Raw genomic sequence first — 19,906 nt, 5'->3', positions numbered from 1 at the left:
CGGTCACAATCAGCGCCTTCATGGCATCGCCATGAACGTTGGTAACAGGTTCGCTGCACTCTCGCCCAATTGGTCCCTCGCACCGCCGTCCCTCGACCAGGATGGGCCCGGGCAGCCTGCTGCCCGCGAACAGCTACACGGGCAGGCGAGCGCCGAGCAGCGCCGCCCGCCCCAAGGGGAGGATCACCATGGGTCGAGCGACCCGAAGAGTCGCCGCGTGCGCGGCGGCAGTCCTGCTGGCCAGCGGCTTGCAGACCACCCTGGCCCACGGCGACACCACGCCGCCCAGGATCGACCTCACCATCCTGGTCGTCGACGACGGCGGCCCGTCCGTCGCGGCCATCACCGCCGAGCTGAAGAGCCAGGGCACGCCCCACAAGGTCATCAGCCTCAATGACCCCAACCGTCCCGTCATCAACTCCGCTTTCCTGAGTGACACGGTGAACGGCCAGCCCCGGGGGAAGTTCCAGGGCATCGTGCTGCCCAACGAAAACCCCTTCCCCAACAGTGCCGCCGAGATGACCGCGATCGCGAGCTACGAAGCCGCATTCAACGTCCGCCAGATCGACGCGTACACGTGGGCCAATCCGGCGGTCGGCCTGAACTACGCCCAGAATCCCGGATTCGTGGGCACGCTGGACGGATTCCAGGGCGCCACCACCGCAGCCGGAACTTCGGGCCCGTTCGGGTACCTCAAGGGCAGCGTCCCGTTCGAGGACAACGACCCGAACGTCAGCGAGAGCTACGGCTACCTGGCCACTCCGCTCGCCAGCCTGCCGGCCGGCGCCTCGTTCGTCCCGCTGGTCGACGCGCCGATACCCAACACGACCGCGCGCGGTTCACTGGTCGGCGAGTACACCCACGACGGCCGCAAGGAACTGGTCGTCACGTTCGTCTACAACCAGTACCAGCAGCAGTACCGCCTGCTGGCCCGCGGCATGGTCGACTGGATCACCCAGGGCGTCCACCTCGGCTACGACCGCAACTACTTCGCCACCCACGTGGACGACGTCTTCCTGGCCGACGACCGCTGGGACACCGTGCTCAAGTGCACCCCCGGTGACGTCACCTGTCCGCCCGGCACCCCGGACACCGCCAACCCGATCCGGATGACCGTCGACGACGCCAACCACCTCAAGCAGTGGCAGGCCGCCAACAACTTCACCCTGGACATGGTGTTCAACGGTGGCGGCAGCGAGGACTGGAAGGCCGACCACCAGACCACGGTGGACCCCACGGCGAACCAGATGATCGCCGACCAGAACAGCTACCGGTGGGTCAACCACACCTACACCCACCCGTACCTGGGCTGCGAGCAGAACGTCACCGTGGTGCCGTGGGTCTGCGCCAAGAACGCCGCGGGCGCCACCGTCTGGGTCGACCAGAACACCATCTCCTCCCAGATCAAGAACAACGCCGACTGGGCCACTGCGAACGGCCTGGGCTTCGACCCGCAGTCCCTGGTCACCGGCGAGCACTCCGGCCTGCTGACCGCCCCGCAGGAGACCAGCGACAACCCGAACCTGGCGCCGGCGCTGGCCGCCAACGGCATCAGGTTCACCGCCAGCGACGCCTCCCGCGAGACCGGCCAGCGGCCCGTCGGCACGTCCACCCTGACCGTGCCGCGGTACCCGATGAACGTCTTCTACAACGCCGGTACGGCGAAGGAGGAGGCCGACGAGTACAACTGGATCTACACCAGCAAGGCCAACGGCGGCAGCGGCGTCTGCGAGAACAACGCCAACTCCACCTGCCTGCCCCAGCCGCTGGACACCACCACCGGCTACCAGTCGTACATCGTGCCGCTGGAGGCGCGGATCGACCTCGGCCACGTGCTGAACAACGACCCCCGGCCGCACTTCGTGCACCAGTCGAACCTGTCCGAGGACCGCATCCTGTACCCGGTGCTGGAGAAGATCCTCGGCACCTACCGCTCGCTGCACGCGGACAACGCCCCGATCGTGAACCTGAGCCAGCGCGAGATCGGCCAGGAGTTCCAGCGCCGCGCGGCCTGGAACACCGCCCTCGCCTCCGGCCAGGTCACCGCCTACCGGGTCGGCAGCACCATCACGGTGAACGCTCCGTCCGGCGTTCAGGTCCAGGCCACCATGCCGACCGGAACTGCTCAGAAGCTGGCCATCGGAACGACCGGGTTCGGTTCGTCCTACGCCGGTAGCCTCTCGGGTTGGGTGTCCCCGGGCGCGCTGCAGAGCAGCATCACCCTGCAGCTGCCGTCCGCGCCGACCGCCCCGGCCGCCGTCGCGCCGAGCGTCGCGGCCAAGTCCGTCCCGGCCCCGGTGCCGGCGGACAAGAAGGTCGTGCCGCAGGGCGTCGCCACCCCGGTTCCGGTGGGCCCGAGCGACACCACCCGCAAGCCCGCTCCGTCCCTCGTCCCGGGTAGCGGAACCCCGGTGCCAGGGAAGGACGTCACCGCTGGCAACATCGGTCAGGGCGGAAACGGCCACGGCGACAAGGCTGCGACGAAGAACGGCAAGGCCTCTGGGGGGACGGCCACGCCGAGCAGCACCACCGGACGCTCCGGCAACCGGTAACCGGCACCACCCGCTGATGGGGTCGGGCCGGTCGCCCGGCCCGGCCCCACCACGGCTCCCGTTCCGGTCATCCAGGCCGGAACCGACGCAAGAACAGGAGGGGGGACAGGAATGCGCGTCACCCTGCTCACCGAGGGGACGTATCCGCACCAGCACGGCGGCGTGAGCGTCTGGTGCGACCAGCTCGTTCAAGGCATGCCTGACGTCGAGTTCGACGTCATCGCCGTCACCGGAACCGGCCACGAACCACTGGCCTGGGAGCTGCCCGCCAACGTGCGGTCGGTCACCACCGCACCGCTGTGGGGGGCGGCCTCGGAAGGCCGGCCACCCCGCGGCAAGGAGATGCGGCGCTTCCTCAACGCGTACGAGCGCTTCCTGCACTCCATCCTCGATCCGGTCTACACCACCCACTTCGGCACCGAGCTGTACAACTTCGCCGACCTCGCCCGGCACGGGCTGCTCGGCCCGGCGCTGCGCAGCGAGCGAGCGCTGCGCACCCTCCAGCACGTGTGGACCCGCGACTACCTGCCGACCGCCGTGTCCCGGCCCACCCTGCACGACGCCCTGAACGCCACCGACCTGCTGGAGCACGCCCTGCGGCCGCTCTCGGTCGAGCCGCCCAAGGACGGCGTCGCGCACGCGGCCAGCGGCGGGCTCGCCACCCTGCCGGGCCTGATCGCCGCCCAGCAGTACGGCGTACCGTTTCTGCTCACCGAGCACGGCATCTACCTGCGCGAGCGCTACCTCGGCTACCGCACCGGCCCGTACCGCTGGCCGGTCAAGGCGCTGCTGCTCGGCTTCTACCGGATGCTCGCCGAGGAGAGCTACCGGCAGGCCGCGCTGGTCACCCCCGGCAACCGGTACAACCGGCGCTGGGAGGAGCGCGGCGGCACGCCGTCCTCGCACATCCGCACCGTCTACAACGGGGTGGACCCGGCGGCCTTCCCGCCGGCCGGCCCCGAGCCCGAGACGCCGACCCTCAGCTGGGCCGGCCGGGTCGACCCGATCAAGGACCTGGAGACGCTGATCCAGGCCTTCGCCATCGTCCAACGCGAGATCCCCGAGGCGCGGCTGCGGCTCTTCGGCGGCACTCCCAAGGGCGGCGAGGCGTACCGGGACCGCTGCATAGCCCTGGCCGCCGAGCTCGGCATAGCCGAGTCGGTGGCCTTCGAAGGCCGCGTCGCCGACATCACCGACGCGTACGCGGCGGGCAACGTGGTCATGCTCTCCAGCATCAGCGAGGGCTTCCCGTTCACCCTGATCGAGGCGATGTCCTGCGGCCGCGCGACCGTCTCCACCGACGTCGGCGGGGTCCGCGAGGCCGTCGGCGACACCGGGCTGGTCGTCCCACCGCGCGAGCCCGAGCCGATGGCGGCCGCCGCGATCGAGCTGCTGCGCGACGCCGAACGGCGTGCCCGGCTCGGCGAGGGCGCCCGGCTGCGAGTGATCGAGCAGTTCACCCTCCGCCAGAACATCGACGGCTTCCGCGGCATCTACACCGAACTCCTGGGCACCGCCCGCTGGATGCCCGGCGGCATGGTCGCCGTCACCGACCAGGTCCCCAGCCCCGACTGGGACCAGCAGCTGGCCGCCGCCCGACCCGAGCCGAGCGAGGTGGGCGCGTGAACGAGCGCAGCAAGAGAACGATCAAGAGGTGCGCGTCCCGCGAAGCGGCCGCCGAGCGCAGCGAGGTGGGTGCATGAACGAGCGCAGCAAGAGAACGATCAAGAGGTGCGCGTCCCGCGAAGCGGCCGCCGAGCGCAGCGAGGTGGGTGCATGAGCGGCCCCCTGCGCCTGGTGCCGGGCGAAGCCGGCCCCGAGCCCACCATGCAGCTGCGCACGCTGCCGCTCAAGCGCCGTCGCCCCGCCCCGCCGGAGCCGGAGCCCGAGGAGTCGCTCTACCTCTCCGCGGACCCGCTGGACGAACTCGCCGAGCGCCTGCGCGACGTCTGCGCCGACGCCGTCCACCCGTACGAGATCGCGGCCTTCCTGGAGTCCGACGGCCTCTCGGACGAGCAGGCCGCCCTGCTGTACGGCCGCCCCGACGCGTTCACCGTCGCCGAGGAGCTGTTCGAGAAGGTCGAACGCCGCTACCCCGGCCCGAGTTCCGAGTTCGCCAACCCCTGGCGGGCCGACCCCTGGCGCTGCGTGGTGCGCGGCCTGGTCTTCGCCCTGCCCGGGCTCGGCTACCTGTTGGGCGCCAACCTGTTCGCGACCACCCGGATGCGTTTCGGCCTGCCCTCGGGCATGCTCGCGCTGTCCGTCGCCACGCTGGTCAGCTGGGGCTTCAACCAGGCACTGGCGCACCGCTCCTACCGCTGGCTGGGCCGGCTGCGCCGCCGCGAGGCCGCGGTCTGCCTGGCCGTCGGCGCCCCGGTCGGCGCACTGGTCGCGGCGGCCGCCGCGTACGCGGTCGGCGGGCCGCTCGGCGCGCTGTGCTTCGCCGCCGGGCAGTCCTGCTACCTGGGCGCGGCCACCGTGCTGCTGGTGCTCGGGCGGGAGAAGTTCCTGCTGCTGGCGCTGGCCCCGGCCTCGGTCGGCGCCGGCGTGGTGCTGGCGGTGGACGTCCCGCAGCTGGTCCGTACGATCGTGCTGCTCGCCTCGCTGCTGCTGGCGGTCGGGCTGGCCGTCCGGGAGCTGCTGGTCTGCATCCGCGGCAGCGAACGCGAGTCCGTCGAGCTGAAGCTGCCGGTCCGCCAGGAGGTCCCGCACCTGCTGTTCGGCCTGGCCTGCGGCGCGCTCACGCTGATCGCCGGCCTCGGCGGGACCATCCACCAGGCCGTGCAGACCGGCGGCCACCCCGCGCAGGAGACGTCGACCACCCCGACCGGCCCGGCCATGATCGCGCTGACGCTCAGCCTGGGCCTCGCCGAGTGGCTGCTCTTCCGCTACCGGGCGCTGGCGGTGGCCGCGCTGCGCACCAGCCACACCAGCGGCCAGTTCTCCCGCCGCACCGGCGCGATCCTGCTCGGCTGCCTGTTCATCTACCTCACCACCGTGGCCGCGCTGGACGCAGCCGCGACCGTGCTGTGGCCCGGCGCCCCCGCGCTCGGTGTGCCGCAGCTCGGCGCGATGCTGCTCCTCGGCGGCTCGCTCTGGCTGGCGCTGCTGCTGAACGCCTTCGGGTTCAGCTGGAGCACCGCCCTCGTCTGTCTGGCCGCCGCGGTCGCCGAGAGCGCCGGGCTGCTGGCAGGTGCGGACCCGATCGTCCTGCAGCTGATCGGCTGCGGGGCGGCCGCCTTCGTCCTCACCGCACTCGCCGGGCCCGCGCTCGGCCGCACCACCCAGCACCGCTGACACATCGAATATCCCGCACGCCTCCATTCACGTGCACCGTCGTACCCGCTTCACCTGAGACACCCATCGGGCCACGGCGGTCGGCCGCCGCAGAGCGGCGGACCGCCCCGGCAGATCGAGAAAGCGAAATCCGTATGAGCAGCGTCGCGGTTACCGGAGCCGAGGGCTTCATCGGCTCCCACCTCGTCGAGACCCTGGTCGCCGACGGGCACCACGTCCGCGCGATGGTCCAGTACAACTCGTTCTCGTCCTTCGGCTGGCTGGAGACCCTGTCCCAGGAGGTGCTGGACTCGGTCGAGATCATCCTCGGCGACGTCCGGGACCCGGGCTCGGTCAACGGCCTGGTCAAGGGCACCGAGGCGGTCTACCACCTGGCCGCCCTGATCGCGATCCCGTACTCCTACCGCGCCCCCCACTCGTACGTGGACACCAACGTCACCGGCACCCTGAACGTGCTGGAGGCGGTGCGCCACCTGGAGATCCCCCGACTGGTGCACACCTCCACCAGCGAGACCTACGGCACCGCGCAGACCGTCCCGATCACCGAGGACCACCCGATCAACACCCAGTCCCCGTACGCCGCCTCCAAGGCCGGCGGGGACCGGCTGGCCGACAGCTACCACGCCAGCTTCGAGACCCCGGTCGTCACCCTGCGCCCGTTCAACACCTTCGGCCCGCGCCAGTCGATGCGCGCCGTCATCCCGACCGTGATCGCCCAGGTCGCGGCCGGCCAGACCGAGATCACCCTCGGCGACCTGCGCCCGACCCGCGACTTCATGTTCGTCAAGGACACCGCCAACGCCTTCCGCACGGTGGGCACCGCGCCCGCCGAGACGGTGGTCGGCCGGACCTTCAACGCCGGCACCGGCGGCGAGATCTCGGTCGGCGACCTGGTCACCCTGGTCGGCAAGCTGATGGGGGTGGACCTGGTGGTGAAGGAGGACGAGCAGCGCATCCGTCCGACCAACTCCGAGGTCATGCGCCTGGTGGCGGACGCGACCCGGCTGCGCGAGGCCACCGGCTGGGCGCCCGGCTTCAGCCTGGAGCAGGGCCTGGAGCAGACCATCGAGTTCTTCCGCGACCCGGCCAACCTGGCCCGCTACAAGACCGACATCTACAACGTCTGACCCGCCGTAACCGATCTTGCTCGTCCTGGTAACCAAGGTTCGTGTCCTGCACATCCTTTCCGTGGGGGAAACACCATGCACGCAGTGATCCTGGCCGGCGGTAAGGGCGTCCGTCTCCGCCCGTACACCACCGCGCTTCCCAAGCCGCTCGTTCCGATCGGCGACCAGCACGCGATCCTGGAGATCGTGATGCGCCAGCTCGCCGCCGCGGGCTTCCAGAGCGTCACCCTGGCCATCGGCCACCTCGGCCACATCATCCGCGCCTACGTCGGCAACGGCTCCCAGTGGGGCCTGCGGGTCGGCTACGCCGTCGAGGACAGCCCGCTCGGCACCATGGGCCCGCTGCTCACCATGCAGGAGCGCCTGCCCGAGCACTTCCTGGTGATGAACGGCGACATCCTGACCGACCTGGACTTCGCCGGGGTGCTCAAGCACCACGAGGCGTCCGGCGCGCCACTGACCATCGCCACCTACGCCCGCCAGGTCAAGATCGACTTCGGCGTGCTGACCGCCGACGAGGGCACCATCACCGGCTTCCAGGAGAAGCCCAGCATCGACTATCGCGTCTCGATGGGCGTGTACGGCGTCTCCCGCTCGGCGCTCGCCAAGTACACCCCCGGCCTGCCGCTGGGCTTCGACGAGCTGGTGCTGGACCTGCTGGCCGCCGGGACCCCGCCCTCCGCGTACGAGTTCGGCGGCTACTGGCTGGACATCGGCCGGCCCGACGACTACGACCGGGCCAACGCCGAGTTCTCCACCATCCGCCCGGCCCTGATGCCCTTCGAGTCGACCGGCGTCACGCCGGGCGTCGCGGAGCTGCCGATCCCGGCCGCCCGCACCGCCCCTGACGACGCGCCCGCCGAGCCCGCCGCCGCGGGCGTCGAGAGTGACGGACGGGCCGCGTGAGAATCCTGCTCCTCGGCGGCGACGGCTTCCTCGGCCGTCACGCCACAGCCGTCCTGCGGTCACTGCCCGGCACCATCGTGCTGACCGCGGGCCGGCGGCCCGACCACGACCTCCGGCTGGACCTGGCCACCGCCCAGGCCGGCCCGCTCGGCGAGGAACTGTCCGCGCTGGCCCCCGACACGGTGGTCAACTTCGCCGGCGCGGTGGCCGGCAGCGCGGTCAAGCTCGCCGAGGTGAACGCCCGCGGCCCGGCGGTGCTCTGCGAGGCGCTCTCCCTCGGCGCCCCGAAGGCCCGCCTGGTGCACATCGGTTCGGCCGGCGAGTACGGCGTCTGCGCGCAGGGCGAGTCGCTGTCCGAGGACGCCGACGCCCGCCCCGTCGGCGTGTACGGCGCGACCAAGCTGGCCGGCTCCCTCGCGGTGGCCGGCTCGCCGCTGGACGCCGTGGTGCTGCGGGTGTTCAACCCGGTCGGCCCCGGCGCCCCGGCGGGCTCGCTGCCCGGGCGGCTGGCCGCCGAACTGCGCCGGGTGGCGCCCGAGGGCGCCGACGGCGTGATCACGGTCGGCGACCTCTCCGCCTACCGCGACTTCGTCGACGCCCGGGACGTGGCGAAGGCGGTCGGCCTGGCCGTCACCGCCGACCGTCCGCTCCCCCGGGTGCTCAACCTGGCCTCCGGGCACGCCCGGCAGGTCCGGGCGATCGCCGACGGGCTGGTCGCCGCGGCCGGCTTCACCGGCCGGATCGACGAGAGCGGGGCGGGCTCCGAGCGCTCGGCCGCGGTCTCCTGGCAGCAGGCCGACGTGGCGGCCGCCGCCCGGGAACTCGGCTGGCGGCCGGAGACGGACCTCGCCGACACCCTGCGCGACCTGTGGCTCGGCACCGCCGGGCCCACGCCCGACCCGGTGGTCGCATGATCACCGGGCCCACCCCCGACGGCCGCCTGCTGGTGCCGCTGTACGTCCACCCCGCGGTGGACCCGGCGGCCTGGCAGGCGGTCGCCGCCGCCGACCCCGCCCGGATCGCCGCCGTCGTGCTCAACCTCGCCGACGGACCGGGCGAGGTCCCGGACAACGTCTTCGCCGAGGCGGCCGACGAACTCCGCGCCGCGGGCCTGCCGTTGGTCGGCTACACCGACACCGACTACGGTCGCCGGCCACACGCGGCCGTGGTGGCGGACATCCTGACGTACCGCCAGCGACACGGCATCACCGGTGTCTACCTCGACCAGGTGACCACCCACCCGGGCGCTCTGCCGCACTACCGGCGGCTGGCCACGGCCGCCCGCGCGGCCGGCTGCGGCACCGTGGTGTTCGGCCACGGCGAGCACCCGGACCCGGGCTACGCCGAGGTCGGCCTGGCCGACCTGCTGGTCACCTTCGAGGGCGACTGGGACGCCTACCGCGCCATGACGCTGCCGCTGTGGACCGGCCGGCACGCGGCGTCGCGCTTCTGCCACCTGGTCTACGACGTCCCCGTCGAGCACGCCCAGGACGCCGCCGCCCTGATCGCCGCCCGGCGAGCCGGCGTCGGCTGCGCCGTACCGGGAGCCGGGGAGAACCCCTGGCGCACCCTGCCGTACGGCCTGAACGCCGCTGAACTGACCTGACCCGATCCGGAGTCCGACTACCGTGAACCGTCGCAACCGGCTGCTTCCGGCCGCCCTGGCCCTCGCCACCGCCACCGCCCTGCTGGTCAGCTCGTGCAGCAGCTCGGGATCGGAGGACGACCAGGACTCGGCCGACGGCACCCCGAGCAACTCCCCCGCGGCCACCGCGCCGAGCACCCCCGGCACCCCCGACCCGACCACCACCGCCCCGGGCACCCCGGACACCCCCGGCACCACCGGACCGGCCCCGGGCACACCCGGCGGCAACACGCCGCCGGCCACCCCACCGGGGCCCGGCACCCCGCCGGGCAACCCCGCCCCGCAACCCGCCGGCGCCCGCTGGCAGCCCACGCCCGGCCTGGCCTGGCAGTGGCAGCTCGGCGGCGGTGTGGACCAGTCGGTGGACGTCCCGGTCTACGACATCGACGGCTTCGAGAACGACGCCTCGGTGGTGGCCGCGCTGCACGCCAAGGGCCGCAAGGTGATCTGCTACATCAACGCCGGATCCTGGGAGGACTTCCGCCCCGACTCCGCCGCCTTCGCCAAGACCCTCCAGGGCTCGGACACCGGCTGGAAGGGCGAGAAGTGGTTCGACATCCGCAAGCTCGACCAGCTCAGGCCGCTGATGGCCGCCCGCTTCGACATGTGCAAGAGCAAGGGCTTCGACGCCATCGAGCCGGACACCATCGAGGCCTACAACCAGAACAGCGGCTTCCCGCTGACCCCGGACGACCAGCTCAAGTACAACCGGATGCTGGCGCAGCTCGCCCACGAACGCGGCCTGGCCATCGGCCTGAAGAACGACCTGGACCAGATCCCGGCGCTCCTCCCGGACTTCGACTTCGCCGTCAACGAGGAGTGCGCGCAGTTCGACGAGTGCGACCGGGTCGCCCCCTTCGTCAAGGCGGGCAAGGCGGTCTTCCACGTCGAGTACAAACTCGACACGGGCCAGTTCTGCGGCAGGACCAAGTCGCTGGGCTTCAGCTCGATGCAGAAGAAGCTCGAACTGAACGCCTGGCGCAAGCCCTGCTGAGGCGTTCCCCTGCCGTCGCGCGGGTGACCCGGACGAGGGTCACCCGCGCGAGGGTCACTTGACCGCCAGCCAGATGACGCCGCCCAGGACGACCAGTGCGACGACGGCGATCAGCGCGATCACGCCGGTGCGGCTGCCGCTCTTGGTGCTGCCGTAGGTGGAAACGTTGCCGGGGGCCTGGGGCGCCGGGCTCTCGTCGACGAACGCCCGGAACATCTGGGTGCTGCCGGCGGGGTCGTAGTCGTTGTCAGCCATGGCACGGACTCTAACGAATCGGCCCACCTCAGGCACACCCCGGACCCCCGTCGTACGGGCCACACCACCCCCACGTGCGACAGCGGCGCGACGGGCTCGTGAAGACCGGGCGTTTCGCGGAATTCCCCACCCGCCATCCGGTTCACTGGGATCATGACCGGAACCCACAGCCGGGTGAGCCTCGGCACCTCCGACCTGTCCGTCTTCCCGCTCGCCCTCGGCGGCAACGTCTTCGGCTGGACGGCCGACGAGCAGCAGTCCTTCGCCGTCCTGGACGCCTACGCGGCGGCCGGCGGCAACTTCGTCGACACCGCCGACGTCTACTCCGCCTGGGCCCCGGGCAACACCGGCGGCGAGTCCGAGACCGTCATCGGCAACTGGCTGCGCAGCCGCGGCAACCGCGAGGACATCGTGATCGCCACCAAGGTCGGCATGCACGCCGAGCGCAAGGGTCTGGGCGCCGCCACCATCAAGGCCGCGGCCGAGGACTCGCTGCGCCGCCTGGGCATCGAGCGGATCGACCTCTACTACACCCACCGGGACGACGACACCCCGGTCGAGGAGTTCGTCACCGCGCTGGACGAGCTGGTCCGCGAGGGCAAGGTCCGGGCGGTCGCCGCCTCCAACATCTCCGCCGAGCGGCTCGCCGAGGCGCTGGCCTTCGCCGAGCGCGAGGGCCTGGCGAAGTACGTCGCCGTCCAGCCGCACTACAACCTGGTCTCGCGCAGCACCTTCGAGGGCCCGCTGGCCGACGTGGTCGCCGAGCACGGTCTGGCCACCGTCCCGTACTACGCGCTGGCCTCCGGCTTCCTGACCGGCAAGTACCGTCCGGGCGGCGCGGGAGTGGACAGCGCCCGCGCCGAGGGCGCCGCCCGCTACCTGGCCGAGCCGCGCGGCCCCAAGGTGCTGGAGGCGCTGGACGCCGTCGCCGCCGAGCAGGGGGTGGAGCCCGCCTCCGTCGCCCTGGCCTGGCTCGCCGCCCGTCCGACGGTCGCCGCCCCGATCGCCAGTGCCCGCACCGTCGAGCAGCTCCCGCCGCTGCTGGCCGGCGCCGCCCTGAAGCTCACCCCGGCGCAGACCGCCCTGCTGGACGCCGCCTCCGCCTGAGCCCGCCCGGCACCACCCCGGCCCCGCAGGCCGCGAACCCGCCCCGCCCTGGGCGCAGTTCGCGGCCTGCGGCGTTCCGGGAGGCATCCGGCACCGTCGACGGGATCAAGGGCAACTCCCGCACCGTCGACGAGAACGCCCGGGAGAAGGAGGCCCTGCGCACCTTCGCCGCCCGCTCCGCCCAGCGCCACGGCTGCTCCGCCCCGCAGCTGCCCTGAACGCGGTCCGGGCCCCGGCCGCGGCGCGCCGTCGGGGCCCGGCACGGCTTCGCGGCTACGGCCGCCCGAAGTGGGTCGGGTAGTAGCCCGAGCTGAGGGTCGAGATCCGGACGGTCGTGCCCGGCCGCGGCGCTTCCACGAACTTGCCACCGCCCAGGTATATCCCCACGTGGTGGATCCCCGAGGCCCGGCCGCTGTCGGACCAGAACACCAGGTCGCCGCGGCGCAGCTGCCCGGCGCTGATCGGCGTGGTCGCCGCGTACTGGTCGTCGGCCACCCGCGGCAGGGTTGTCCCCGCGCGCCGGTAGGCCTGCTGGACCAGCCCGGAGCAGTCGTAGCCGGACGGGCCGTTGCCGCCCCAGACGTACGGCTTGCCCAGCTGGGCGAGCGCGTAGTCGATGGCCGATTCCGTGCTCCCGGAGGCCGGCGCGGGGCTGGCCGCCGAACGGCTCGCGGGGAGCGCGGGGGCCGGGGCCGGACCGCCGCCGGACTGCCCGGTGCGGCTCGCGTAGACGTCGTAGTGGCTGGTCCAACGCCACTCGCCGCTGCCGTTCTTGAACCAGTACTTCGACCCGTCCCAGCCCTGGCGCATCCCGGTGGAGGAGGCCGGGCCGTTGGAGACGGCCCGGGCGGTGGGGCCGGCCGAGCCGCCGGACTGCCCGGCGCGGCTCGCGTAGACGTCGTAGTGGCTGGTCCAACGCCACTCGCCGGAGCCGTTCTTGAACCAGTACTTCGACCCGTCCCAGCCCTGCTTCCCGGCCGCGGCGTGCGCGGATCCGGCGCCGGCCGTCAGACCGACGACGCCGGCGCCCGCCAGCACGGTGGTGGCCAGGCAGGTGCTTCGCACGGCCCGGTGTATTCGGCCGCCGCCGGCCGCCACCGCGGAGCGGGCGGTGCGCGGCCGGACGGCGCAGTTCGGGCAGTCGCAGCCCGCGATCGCGGGGATGCTGCCGAGGCGTTCCTCGAAACCGATCAGACCGGGATCACCGTCGGGGCCGCCTGAGCCGATGGTGATGGCGGGTTCGGCGTACGCGCCGGTGGCTATCCTCATGCGGGTCGTCCTTCCTTCCGCCCGGCCCGGGAGGCCGGGGACGGTACCGAGGCGGCCACTCCGGCCGGGGCGACGAAGGCGACCAGCAGCTGTTCCATCAGCGCGCTGCGAGCGGCCTCGTCCAGTTCGTGCGCGGTGGCCCGCTCCAGACGGCGGACGGCGAGCGCCGCCGCCTCCACCGCGTCGTCCACCAGCACCGTGCGCAGGCCCGCGTCCAGGTCGGCCAGCCGGCGCCGGCGCATCGACTCGGCCACCTCGGGTGCGTAGTCCAGGGCCAGCGGTTGCACCGAGTAGACCTCCAGGCCGGCCGGGGCGACCTCGGCGGCCAGCGCTCTGGTCAACTCGTCGGCGAACCACTGCCCGTCGCGCAGCGCGGGGCCGGGCGCCGCGTTGCTGTCGCAGGGCAGGATGGACGCGGTGCGGGTGAGCACCGCCTGGACCTGCTCGCGCAGGTAGCTCTCGTGGTCCTCGATCGCCAGCAGCGCCCGAGCTGTGTCCTTGACCCGCCAGACGATCAGCAGCCGGACCACGATCGGCGTGCCGGTGCGGTCCACCACCCTGACCGACTCGCTGCGCCAGTGCCGCAGCCGCACGTCCACCCGCCGGCGGCGCAGCAGCGGGTTGACCCAGACCAGGCCGGTCCGGCGGACGGTGCCCCGGTAGCGGCCCCAGCGGGTCAGCACCCGGGTCTCGCCGCCCGCGTTGGCCAGCAGACCGGCGAGCGTCAACACCACCAGCAGGCCGGCCGCGGCCGCCGCGGCGATCGACTGCGCGTCCACCTCCACCCGGCCGCTCTCCTGCGCGGCGCTGTCGCGCAGGTCGGGCAGTACGTCCCAGTGCGGGAGGACACCGGTGCGCAGCAGCACGAGCAGCACGCCGGCCACGCCGATCAGCACCGCCAGCAGGGCGATCCAGCCGGGCAGCGCGGTGGCGCGGTGCTCCCGCAGTGTCTGGTCGGCGCGCGGCGGGCGCCGGGTGGTGGTGGCGGCGGTCGGGGCCCCGGCCACAGTGGTGCCCAGGAGTGCGACGGTCTCCGGCGCGGCTGTCTCCAGCGGGTCGCGCAGGTCCACCGGTTCGGCCGGCGACGGGCTCGGGACGACGGCCAGCGGGGTGGTCGCCGGGCCGCCGTCGGCCGGTCCGCCCTGCTTGACGGTCTTGACGGCCGTGGCGCTGGCCAGCGGGCCGGGACCGGAGACGGAACGTTCCGGCAGGGCTGGCGGGAGCGTCTTGGGCAGGTTGTCGGGTCGCAGCGAAGAATCGCGGGTGACGTCCATGCACGGATCCTCTGGGTCGGTGTGTCGCGCAACGGGCGGCCCGGATCTGACGGGCAGTGCCATGGTCAGGCTAAGTTCATACGTCATCAAATGCGACATTTGAACCGAGGTGTGTCGACATTTACTGACGAATCATCCAAAGCCGACCTGACGCGCAGACACATGAATGGATGGTCGGACGGTTCGGCGCAGGTCAGCGCCGAGGAACACCGGCCCTGCGGGCGAACACCCGACGGGTGATCAGTCCGAGGCCGGTGAGCACCAGCAGGACTCCGGCGAGTCCACCGCGCCGGCCGGCTCCCCCGGGGCGGCCGGCCGTGCCGACGGCTCCCACCGGCGATGGCGCGGACTCCACCGCGGCGACGGCTGTCGGCAAGGCGCCGAAGCCGATGGCCGGGGCCGGGGCCGGGGCCGGGGCCGGGGAAACGGTCGCAGTGATCGACGGAGTCGGGACGACGGGCCCGGTGGGAGCGGCGGGCGCGGTGATCACGGCGGTCGCCGCCGAAGCCGACCCACTCGGGCCCGGGTCGGCGGGGATCGACGACACCGCCGACACACCGGACGCCGGCTCGGCGATCTCCGGCCGGGCGGCGCCGACGACCAGCTCGATCCGCCGGTCACCGACCGCGGCCGGGGCGGTGCGCCGGTGGAAGCGGCCGATCTCGGCCTCGGCGGGGAAGGCGATCGACGGGTCGGCGCCCCGGTACTCGCCGCGGCCGGGCTGGGGCCTGGGCCGCGGGCCGGCGAACGGGCCGCGCAGGCCCGCCCCGCAATCGAGCCGGACCAGCGGCCCGTCGTCCGGCCCGGCGGTGACGCCCGTTCCCGGGGCGGCGTCGAAATCGACCCGGGCCGAAAGCCCTGAGGGCAGCGCCGCCCGCCTGGCGGACCGGGTGCCGGGGGATTGCCGGGCCACCGAGAGCGGGGCACTCCACGTGGTCGGCAGCCCGCTCGCGAGGACGGCCAGGGCGACAGCCGTACGGGGAAACTGTCGGCTCATCCGGCTCTCCTTCGCGGTCGGCTGCCGGGGCGGTGGGCAGTCTGCACAAGATCCGACGAAAAGGAATCACGATCCTGGGCCGGTCATACTGCGACACCTGTGCTTTTGGCCGTGTCCCACCCGTTTGGCGGTCATCCGGGCGACAGGACGGGATGTACCCGAAACGACTGCATTTCATCCATTAGGCGACAATCGACACCACCCGAACGGACGCGGGAATGGGACGTCCGGGCCCATCCGGTGGCCACCACCCTCCTGGGCGGGACCATCCACCGGGAAACCCTGTTCGAATCGTCCGCCGGGAACCCCGGAGAAACGGGAGAAGCCCCCGGCCGGTGGCCGGGGGCTTCTCGATGGTGCGCTCAGCAGGATTCGAACCTGCAACCTCTTGATCCGTAGTCAAGTGCTCTATCCGTTGAGCTATGAGCGCAAGGAACGGGCGAACCCGATCTTGCGGTGGTTGGTGCGCTCAGCAGGATTCGAACCTGCAACCTCTTGATCCGTAGTCAAGTGCTCTATCCGTTGAGCTATGAGCGCTCGCCCTGGTGAACGGTGCCTCCGGGGCGTTGCGGGGACAACATTACATGACCTGCGGCGCAGGACGAAATCGATTGCCCCGACCCCCGCCCGACCCCGCCCGGCCCCCTCCGGCGCCGCCGCGCCCCGGACCACTCCGGGAACGCGAAGAGCCCCCGCCGACAAGATCGTCGACGGGGGCTCCCGACTGGCGGAGGCTGAGGGATTTGAACCCTCGATCAGGAATAACCCCGAAACCGCATTAGCAGTGCGGCGCCATAGACCGGACTAGGCGAAGCCTCCCCACATGGAGCGTACCCGCGTGAGCGGACCCGTTCCGTGTGTCAGTGATGATGCCACAACCGTGGGGCTCGGCACCAACCACCGCCAACGTTACTAGGCGGGTCGTCCCCGCCGCAAAGAAGAATGAGATACTGCCGTCTCCGGAGGAGCTGCCCCGAGCCGAGGAGACCTGTCGACGTGAGCAGCAGGCCGATCCGAGGCGCTGCTCGCCTCGCCGCCATACTCGACGCCCTGCCCGACGCGTTGCTGCTGGTGAACAGCAACGGCACCGTCGTGGACGCCAACAGCGCGGCGGTCCAGGCGTTGCAGGCGCCGGGCACCTCACTGGTCGGCATGGGCGTGCTGGGTCTGCTGCCCGAGTTCGACCCCAGCCGCATCCCCGGCTCGATGCGCCCGGCCACCCGCGACGGCGACGCCCTCGACCGCCCGGTCCGGATGACCGCCCACCGCACCGACGGCACCACCTTCCCGGTCGAGGTCTCCGGCAACGACTTCGCCGACGACGGCGACGGCCGCGGCTACGCGCGCTCCCCGTACGACTCGTACCGCGAGAACTCGCCCTCCTCCTCCGACCTGCTCCTGCTGCTGGTCCGCGACCTCTCGGGCCGGCTCGGCGTCGAGGCCGAGCTGCGCCGCCAGCACAAGCAGACCGAGATGATCCTGCGCGCCGCCGCCGAGGGCGTGCTCGGCGTGGACCTCGAAGGCCGCTGCGTGCTGGTCAACCCGGCCGCCGCGCACATCCTGGAGTACCGGGCGAGCGAGCTGGGCGGGCGCGAGCTGCACCCGCTGATCCAGCACTCCCGGGCCGACGGCACCCCGCTGGCGCTGGAGGAGTCGGCGCTGATGGACACCCTGACCTCCGGGCGCAAGCACCGGGTGCGCGGCACCGTGCTGTGGCGCAAGGACGGCCGGCCGGTCACCGTCGACCTCACCACCGCCCCGGTCCGGGACGGCGACCAGCTGGTCGGCGCGGTGATGACCTTCACCGACCGCAGCCGCGAACTCGCCCTGGTCGCCCGCAACGAGCACCTCACCGCCGTCCTGGAGAGCGAGCTGGGCGGCGCGCTGAACGCGCTGAACCAGCGGCTCGACGCGCTCGCCGCCGACCCGGCCGGCCAGCTCTGGCCGGAGGCGAACTGGACGCTGCGCCGACTGGCCGCCGAGTGCCGCCGGTTCGGGAAGCTGATCGACGGGGTGCTCGACCACCAGCGCTGCGAGGCCGGCGAGAGCAGCGGCACCGAGGCCAAGGACGGCAAGGAACCCAAGGCCGGCAAGGACGGCAAGGACGGGCGGAAGGCCGCGTCCCGGGTGCCGGTGGGCCTGGACAAGGTGATCCGGCGGGCCGTCGAGGAGGCCGGCGAGCTGGTCGGCCCCGGCCGGGTGCGGTTCTCGGTGCACGCCGCCGCGGTCGAGGTGATCGCCGACGAGCGGCGGCTGGCCCAGGCGCTGGCCCACCTGGTCGCCGACGTCAGCGGCGTCGTGCTGGCCCTGGACGACCCGGTCGCTCCCTCCCCCGGCCTGGCCGTGCCCGGGCTGAACGGCGCCGCCGCGCCCACGCTGACGCCCGCCCCCGAGCCGCCGACCGTCGTGCTGGCCGCCGCCCAGCGCAGCGAGGTCGCCCGGGTCGAGATCCGCGGACCCGGGGTCGGTGGCAGCCCCGTCCACCTGCCGATAGCCCGCGCGGTGGTCGAGCGCCACGGCGGCGTGCTCCAGCCGCACGAGCTGCCCGGCAAGGCCGGCACCACGTACGTCGTCGAGCTGCCGCTGGACCCGGCCGCCGCGAAGGCCGCCGCCGAGCGCGCCGCCGCCGAAGGCCGCTCCGACCGGCCCAAGGAGAGCGACAGCGCCGTCCTGCCCGAGCTTCCGGGCATTCCCCAGCTGCCCAGCAGTGGCGAGACCGCCGAGCCCACGGCCGCCGGGGAGCAGCCAGTCCCCGAGGCCCCCGCCGCGGAGCAGGCGCCCGCCGAGGAGCCCCCCGCCGAGCGGCGCGGCCGCCGAGGCCGCCCGGCCGCCGAGACCCCGGAGTCCGGCACCCCCGGCGACCCCGACATTCCGGCCGACCAGTGGCCGAACGCCCCCGCCCGGGTCGAGCGGGCCGTCCCCGAGCAGTGGAACGGCACCGGCAACGACCCCGCGTACGGCCGCCAGGGCCTGGCCGGACCGGACGGCGCCCAGAGCGACCCGTGGGGCAAGGACGACGGCCGCTCCGGCCCCGCCTACGCCGTACCCGTCGAGGGCAACCGGCCCCAGCCGAACCGCCCCGGCGGACGCGAGCCGCTCGCGATCGGCCCGGCCCCCGCGCCCGCCGCCCCGGACGGCACCCCGCCCGGCGGCACCCCGACCGCCGAGGCCGCCCAGGAGCAGGCCCCGGGTGAGACCAAGCACCGGCGCCGCCGCGCGCTGCCCTCGGCCGAGGAGCCCTCCGGCGGCTTCGCCCTGCCCGGGGCGGCCGACGCCCCGGTCTACCCCGGTCTGGAACACGCCCTGCCGGCCGGCCCCGCGCCCGCGCTGCCCGAACCGGCCGCCGCCGCGCCGACCGGGCGCCGCCGCCGGCTGGCCGTCCCGCCGGGGCCCGGCCCGGACGCCCTGGTGAACGCCTCCGGCCCGGCCGTCCCGGCCCAGCCCTCCCCCGGCACCGCGCTGGCGCCCGCCCGGGCCGCGCTGCCCGCGGCCGAGGAGCCGTCCGGCCCGCGCCCGGTCGGCACCGGCCTGGGCGAGCTCGCCCCGCCGCGCCCGCTCGGCCCGGCACCGGTGCCCGCCGCCGCGCCGCAGCCGCCCGTCCCGGCCGACGCCGCCCGCACCGCGCCGCGCCCGATGGCCGAGCTCCCGGCCGCCGACCACCGGCCCGCCGCCGAGCAGCCGTCGGCCCCGGCCGGCGAGCTGGCCAACACCCGCCGGCTGCTGGTCTGGCCCGAGCCCGACCCGGCCACCAAGCAGGCCCTCCAGGCGCGCGGCTACCTGCCGGTGATCGTCCGCTCCCGCGAGGAGGTGGACGCCCAGGTCCCCGGCTTCCCCGCCGCCCTCTTCGTCGACCCGCTGACCGGACCGATCACCCGCACCGCGCTCCAGTCGCTGCGTACCGCGGCGCTCAACCGCCGGGTCCCGGTGCTGGTCACCGCCGGCCTCGGCCAGGCCACCCGGGACGCCGCGTACGGGGCCGACCCGGCCGTCCTGCTGCGCGCCCTCGCCCCGCGCGACGGCGAGCACCACGCCCCGCGGGTGCTGCTGGTCGAGGGCGACCCGGACATCGCCGCCGCCATGATCAGCAGCCTGGAACGGCGCGGCATGCACGTCGAGCACGCGGTGGACGAGAACGACGCGGTCGCCCGGGCCAGCAGCGTGCAGCCCAACCTGGTGGTGATGGACCTGCTGCAGATCCGCCGCCGCCGGGTCGGCCTGCTGGACTGGCTGCGCGCCAACGACCGGCTGCACCGCACCCCGCTGGTGGTCTACACCTCGGTGGACCTCGACCCGCGCGAACTGCCCCGGCTGCGCACCGGCGAGACGGTGCTGTTCCTCGCCGAGCGCTCGACCAGCGAGGACGTCCAGTCCCGGATCGTCGACCTGCTCGGGCGGATCGGCGCGATGGGCGAGGCGGGCGTCGCCGCCGCGGGCTGACGCACGTGGCAGGGCCGGCCGCCCCCGTTCCGTACGGGAGCGGCCG

General features: G+C 73.4%; 13 protein-coding genes, 3 tRNA genes and 1 pseudogene. 10 read left to right on the top strand and 7 right to left on the bottom strand.

What is annotated here, in order from left to right; genetic code table 11:
- The first annotated feature begins 188 nt into the window (after nt 1–188).
- The 8 genes and pseudogenes from AB0O11_RS00275 to AB0O11_RS00240 all read left to right on the top strand — a co-directional run bounded on the left by AB0O11_RS00275 (nt 189) and on the right by AB0O11_RS00240 (nt 10,521).
- Nucleotides 189–2,552 carry a hypothetical protein gene (locus tag AB0O11_RS00275; protein ID WP_363380064.1) on the top strand — a complete coding sequence of 788 codons (2,364 nt, stop codon included), beginning with the start codon at nt 189–191 and terminating at the stop codon, nt 2,550–2,552.
- 111 nt (nt 2,553–2,663) lie between these two features.
- Nucleotides 2,664–4,178, top strand: a complete 1,515-nt coding sequence (pelF, locus tag AB0O11_RS00270) for a GT4 family glycosyltransferase PelF (protein ID WP_363380062.1) — start codon at nt 2,664–2,666, stop codon at nt 4,176–4,178.
- A 150-nt stretch (nt 4,179–4,328) separates the two neighbouring features.
- Complete coding sequence (locus tag AB0O11_RS00265) at nt 4,329–5,849, top strand: hypothetical protein (RefSeq protein ID WP_363380059.1); 1,521 nt, start codon at nt 4,329–4,331, stop codon at nt 5,847–5,849.
- Between the two features lie 134 nt (nt 5,850–5,983).
- Nucleotides 5,984–6,976, top strand: a complete 993-nt coding sequence (locus tag AB0O11_RS00260; RefSeq protein WP_363380056.1) for an SDR family NAD(P)-dependent oxidoreductase — start codon at nt 5,984–5,986, stop codon at nt 6,974–6,976.
- A 75-nt stretch (nt 6,977–7,051) separates the two neighbouring features.
- Nucleotides 7,052–7,735 (top strand): annotated as a pseudogene (locus AB0O11_RS00255) (sugar phosphate nucleotidyltransferase); the annotation flags it as partial.
- A 143-nt stretch (nt 7,736–7,878) separates the two neighbouring features.
- Nucleotides 7,879–8,796: an NAD-dependent epimerase/dehydratase family protein gene (locus AB0O11_RS00250; protein WP_363380054.1), complete on the top strand. Its 918-nt coding sequence runs from the start codon at nt 7,879–7,881 to the stop codon at nt 8,794–8,796.
- Entirely contained in the window at nt 8,793–9,488 is a 696-nt protein-coding gene (locus tag AB0O11_RS00245; RefSeq protein WP_363380052.1) for a spherulation-specific family 4 protein, read from the top strand. Before AB0O11_RS00250 ends, AB0O11_RS00245 begins: the two co-directional genes overlap by 4 nt.
- A gap of 22 nt (nt 9,489–9,510) precedes the next feature.
- Nucleotides 9,511–10,521, top strand: a complete 1,011-nt coding sequence (locus AB0O11_RS00240) for an endo alpha-1,4 polygalactosaminidase (RefSeq protein ID WP_363380050.1) — start codon at nt 9,511–9,513, stop codon at nt 10,519–10,521.
- Between the two features lie 54 nt (nt 10,522–10,575).
- Here the strand turns inward: AB0O11_RS00240 and AB0O11_RS00235 are convergent, their stop codons facing one another.
- Nucleotides 10,576–10,776: a hypothetical protein gene (locus tag AB0O11_RS00235; RefSeq protein ID WP_363380048.1), complete on the bottom strand. Its 201-nt coding sequence runs from the start codon at nt 10,774–10,776 to the stop codon at nt 10,576–10,578.
- A gap of 153 nt (nt 10,777–10,929) precedes the next feature.
- Between AB0O11_RS00235 and AB0O11_RS00230 the strand changes: the two genes are divergently transcribed.
- Nucleotides 10,930–11,883, top strand: a complete 954-nt coding sequence (locus AB0O11_RS00230; RefSeq protein ID WP_363380047.1) for an aldo/keto reductase — start codon at nt 10,930–10,932, stop codon at nt 11,881–11,883.
- Between the two features lie 273 nt (nt 11,884–12,156).
- On the opposite strand, the gene AB0O11_RS00225 is transcribed toward AB0O11_RS00230, so the two are convergent.
- From AB0O11_RS00225 to AB0O11_RS00200, 6 genes are all read right to left on the bottom strand, one after another.
- The gene (locus tag AB0O11_RS00225; protein ID WP_363380045.1) at nt 12,157–13,152 is read right to left on the bottom strand and encodes a C40 family peptidase; all 996 of its coding nucleotides are present in this window, start codon (nt 13,150–13,152) and stop codon (nt 12,157–12,159) included.
- Nucleotides 13,149–14,426, bottom strand: coding sequence for an SPFH domain-containing protein (locus AB0O11_RS00220; RefSeq protein ID WP_363380043.1), 1,278 nt, complete (start codon nt 14,424–14,426; stop codon nt 13,149–13,151). Before AB0O11_RS00220 ends, AB0O11_RS00225 begins: the two co-directional genes overlap by 4 nt.
- A 193-nt stretch (nt 14,427–14,619) precedes the next feature.
- A complete protein-coding gene (locus AB0O11_RS00215) occupies nt 14,620–15,423 on the bottom strand; it encodes a hypothetical protein (protein ID WP_363380040.1) in 804 nt (267 codons plus the stop codon).
- Between the two features lie 354 nt (nt 15,424–15,777).
- Nucleotides 15,778–15,853 (bottom strand) — tRNA-Arg (locus AB0O11_RS00210).
- 31 nt (nt 15,854–15,884) lie between these two features.
- Nucleotides 15,885–15,960 (bottom strand) — tRNA-Arg (locus AB0O11_RS00205).
- Between the two features lie 188 nt (nt 15,961–16,148).
- A tRNA-Ser gene (locus AB0O11_RS00200) sits at nt 16,149–16,242 on the bottom strand.
- A gap of 177 nt (nt 16,243–16,419) precedes the next feature.
- Here AB0O11_RS00200 and AB0O11_RS00195 point away from each other — a divergent pair.
- Nucleotides 16,420–19,860, top strand: coding sequence for a PAS domain-containing protein (locus AB0O11_RS00195; protein ID WP_363380037.1), 3,441 nt, complete (start codon nt 16,420–16,422; stop codon nt 19,858–19,860).
- Nucleotides 19,861–19,906: the final 46 nt, after the last annotated feature.

The sequence above is a fragment of the Kitasatospora sp. NPDC093102 genome, from assembly GCF_040683915.1.
Lineage (GTDB): Bacteria > Actinomycetota > Actinomycetes > Streptomycetales > Streptomycetaceae > Kitasatospora.
This window is presented reverse-complemented; position numbering and strand designations above follow the sequence as displayed.

What these genes read in the sequence shown, in the direction of transcription:
- AB0O11_RS00275 (WP_363380064.1), top strand. Translation starts at nt 189, where the DNA reads ATGGGTCGAGCGACCCGAAGAGTCGCCGCGTGCGCGGCGGCAGTCCTG.
- pelF (WP_363380062.1), top strand. Translation starts at nt 2,664, where the DNA reads ATGCGCGTCACCCTGCTCACCGAGGGGACGTATCCGCACCAGCACGGC.
- AB0O11_RS00265 (WP_363380059.1), top strand. Translation starts at nt 4,329, where the DNA reads ATGAGCGGCCCCCTGCGCCTGGTGCCGGGCGAAGCCGGCCCCGAGCCC.
- AB0O11_RS00260 (WP_363380056.1), top strand. Translation starts at nt 5,984, where the DNA reads ATGAGCAGCGTCGCGGTTACCGGAGCCGAGGGCTTCATCGGCTCCCAC.
- AB0O11_RS00245 (WP_363380052.1), top strand. Translation starts at nt 8,793, where the DNA reads ATGATCACCGGGCCCACCCCCGACGGCCGCCTGCTGGTGCCGCTGTAC.
- AB0O11_RS00235 (WP_363380048.1), bottom strand. Translation starts at nt 10,776, where the DNA reads ATGGCTGACAACGACTACGACCCCGCCGGCAGCACCCAGATGTTCCGG.
- AB0O11_RS00230 (WP_363380047.1), top strand. Translation starts at nt 10,930, where the DNA reads ATGACCGGAACCCACAGCCGGGTGAGCCTCGGCACCTCCGACCTGTCC.
- AB0O11_RS00225 (WP_363380045.1), bottom strand. Translation starts at nt 13,152, where the DNA reads ATGAGGATAGCCACCGGCGCGTACGCCGAACCCGCCATCACCATCGGC.
- AB0O11_RS00220 (WP_363380043.1), bottom strand. Translation starts at nt 14,426, where the DNA reads ATGGACGTCACCCGCGATTCTTCGCTGCGACCCGACAACCTGCCCAAG.
- AB0O11_RS00215 (WP_363380040.1), bottom strand. Translation starts at nt 15,423, where the DNA reads ATGAGCCGACAGTTTCCCCGTACGGCTGTCGCCCTGGCCGTCCTCGCG.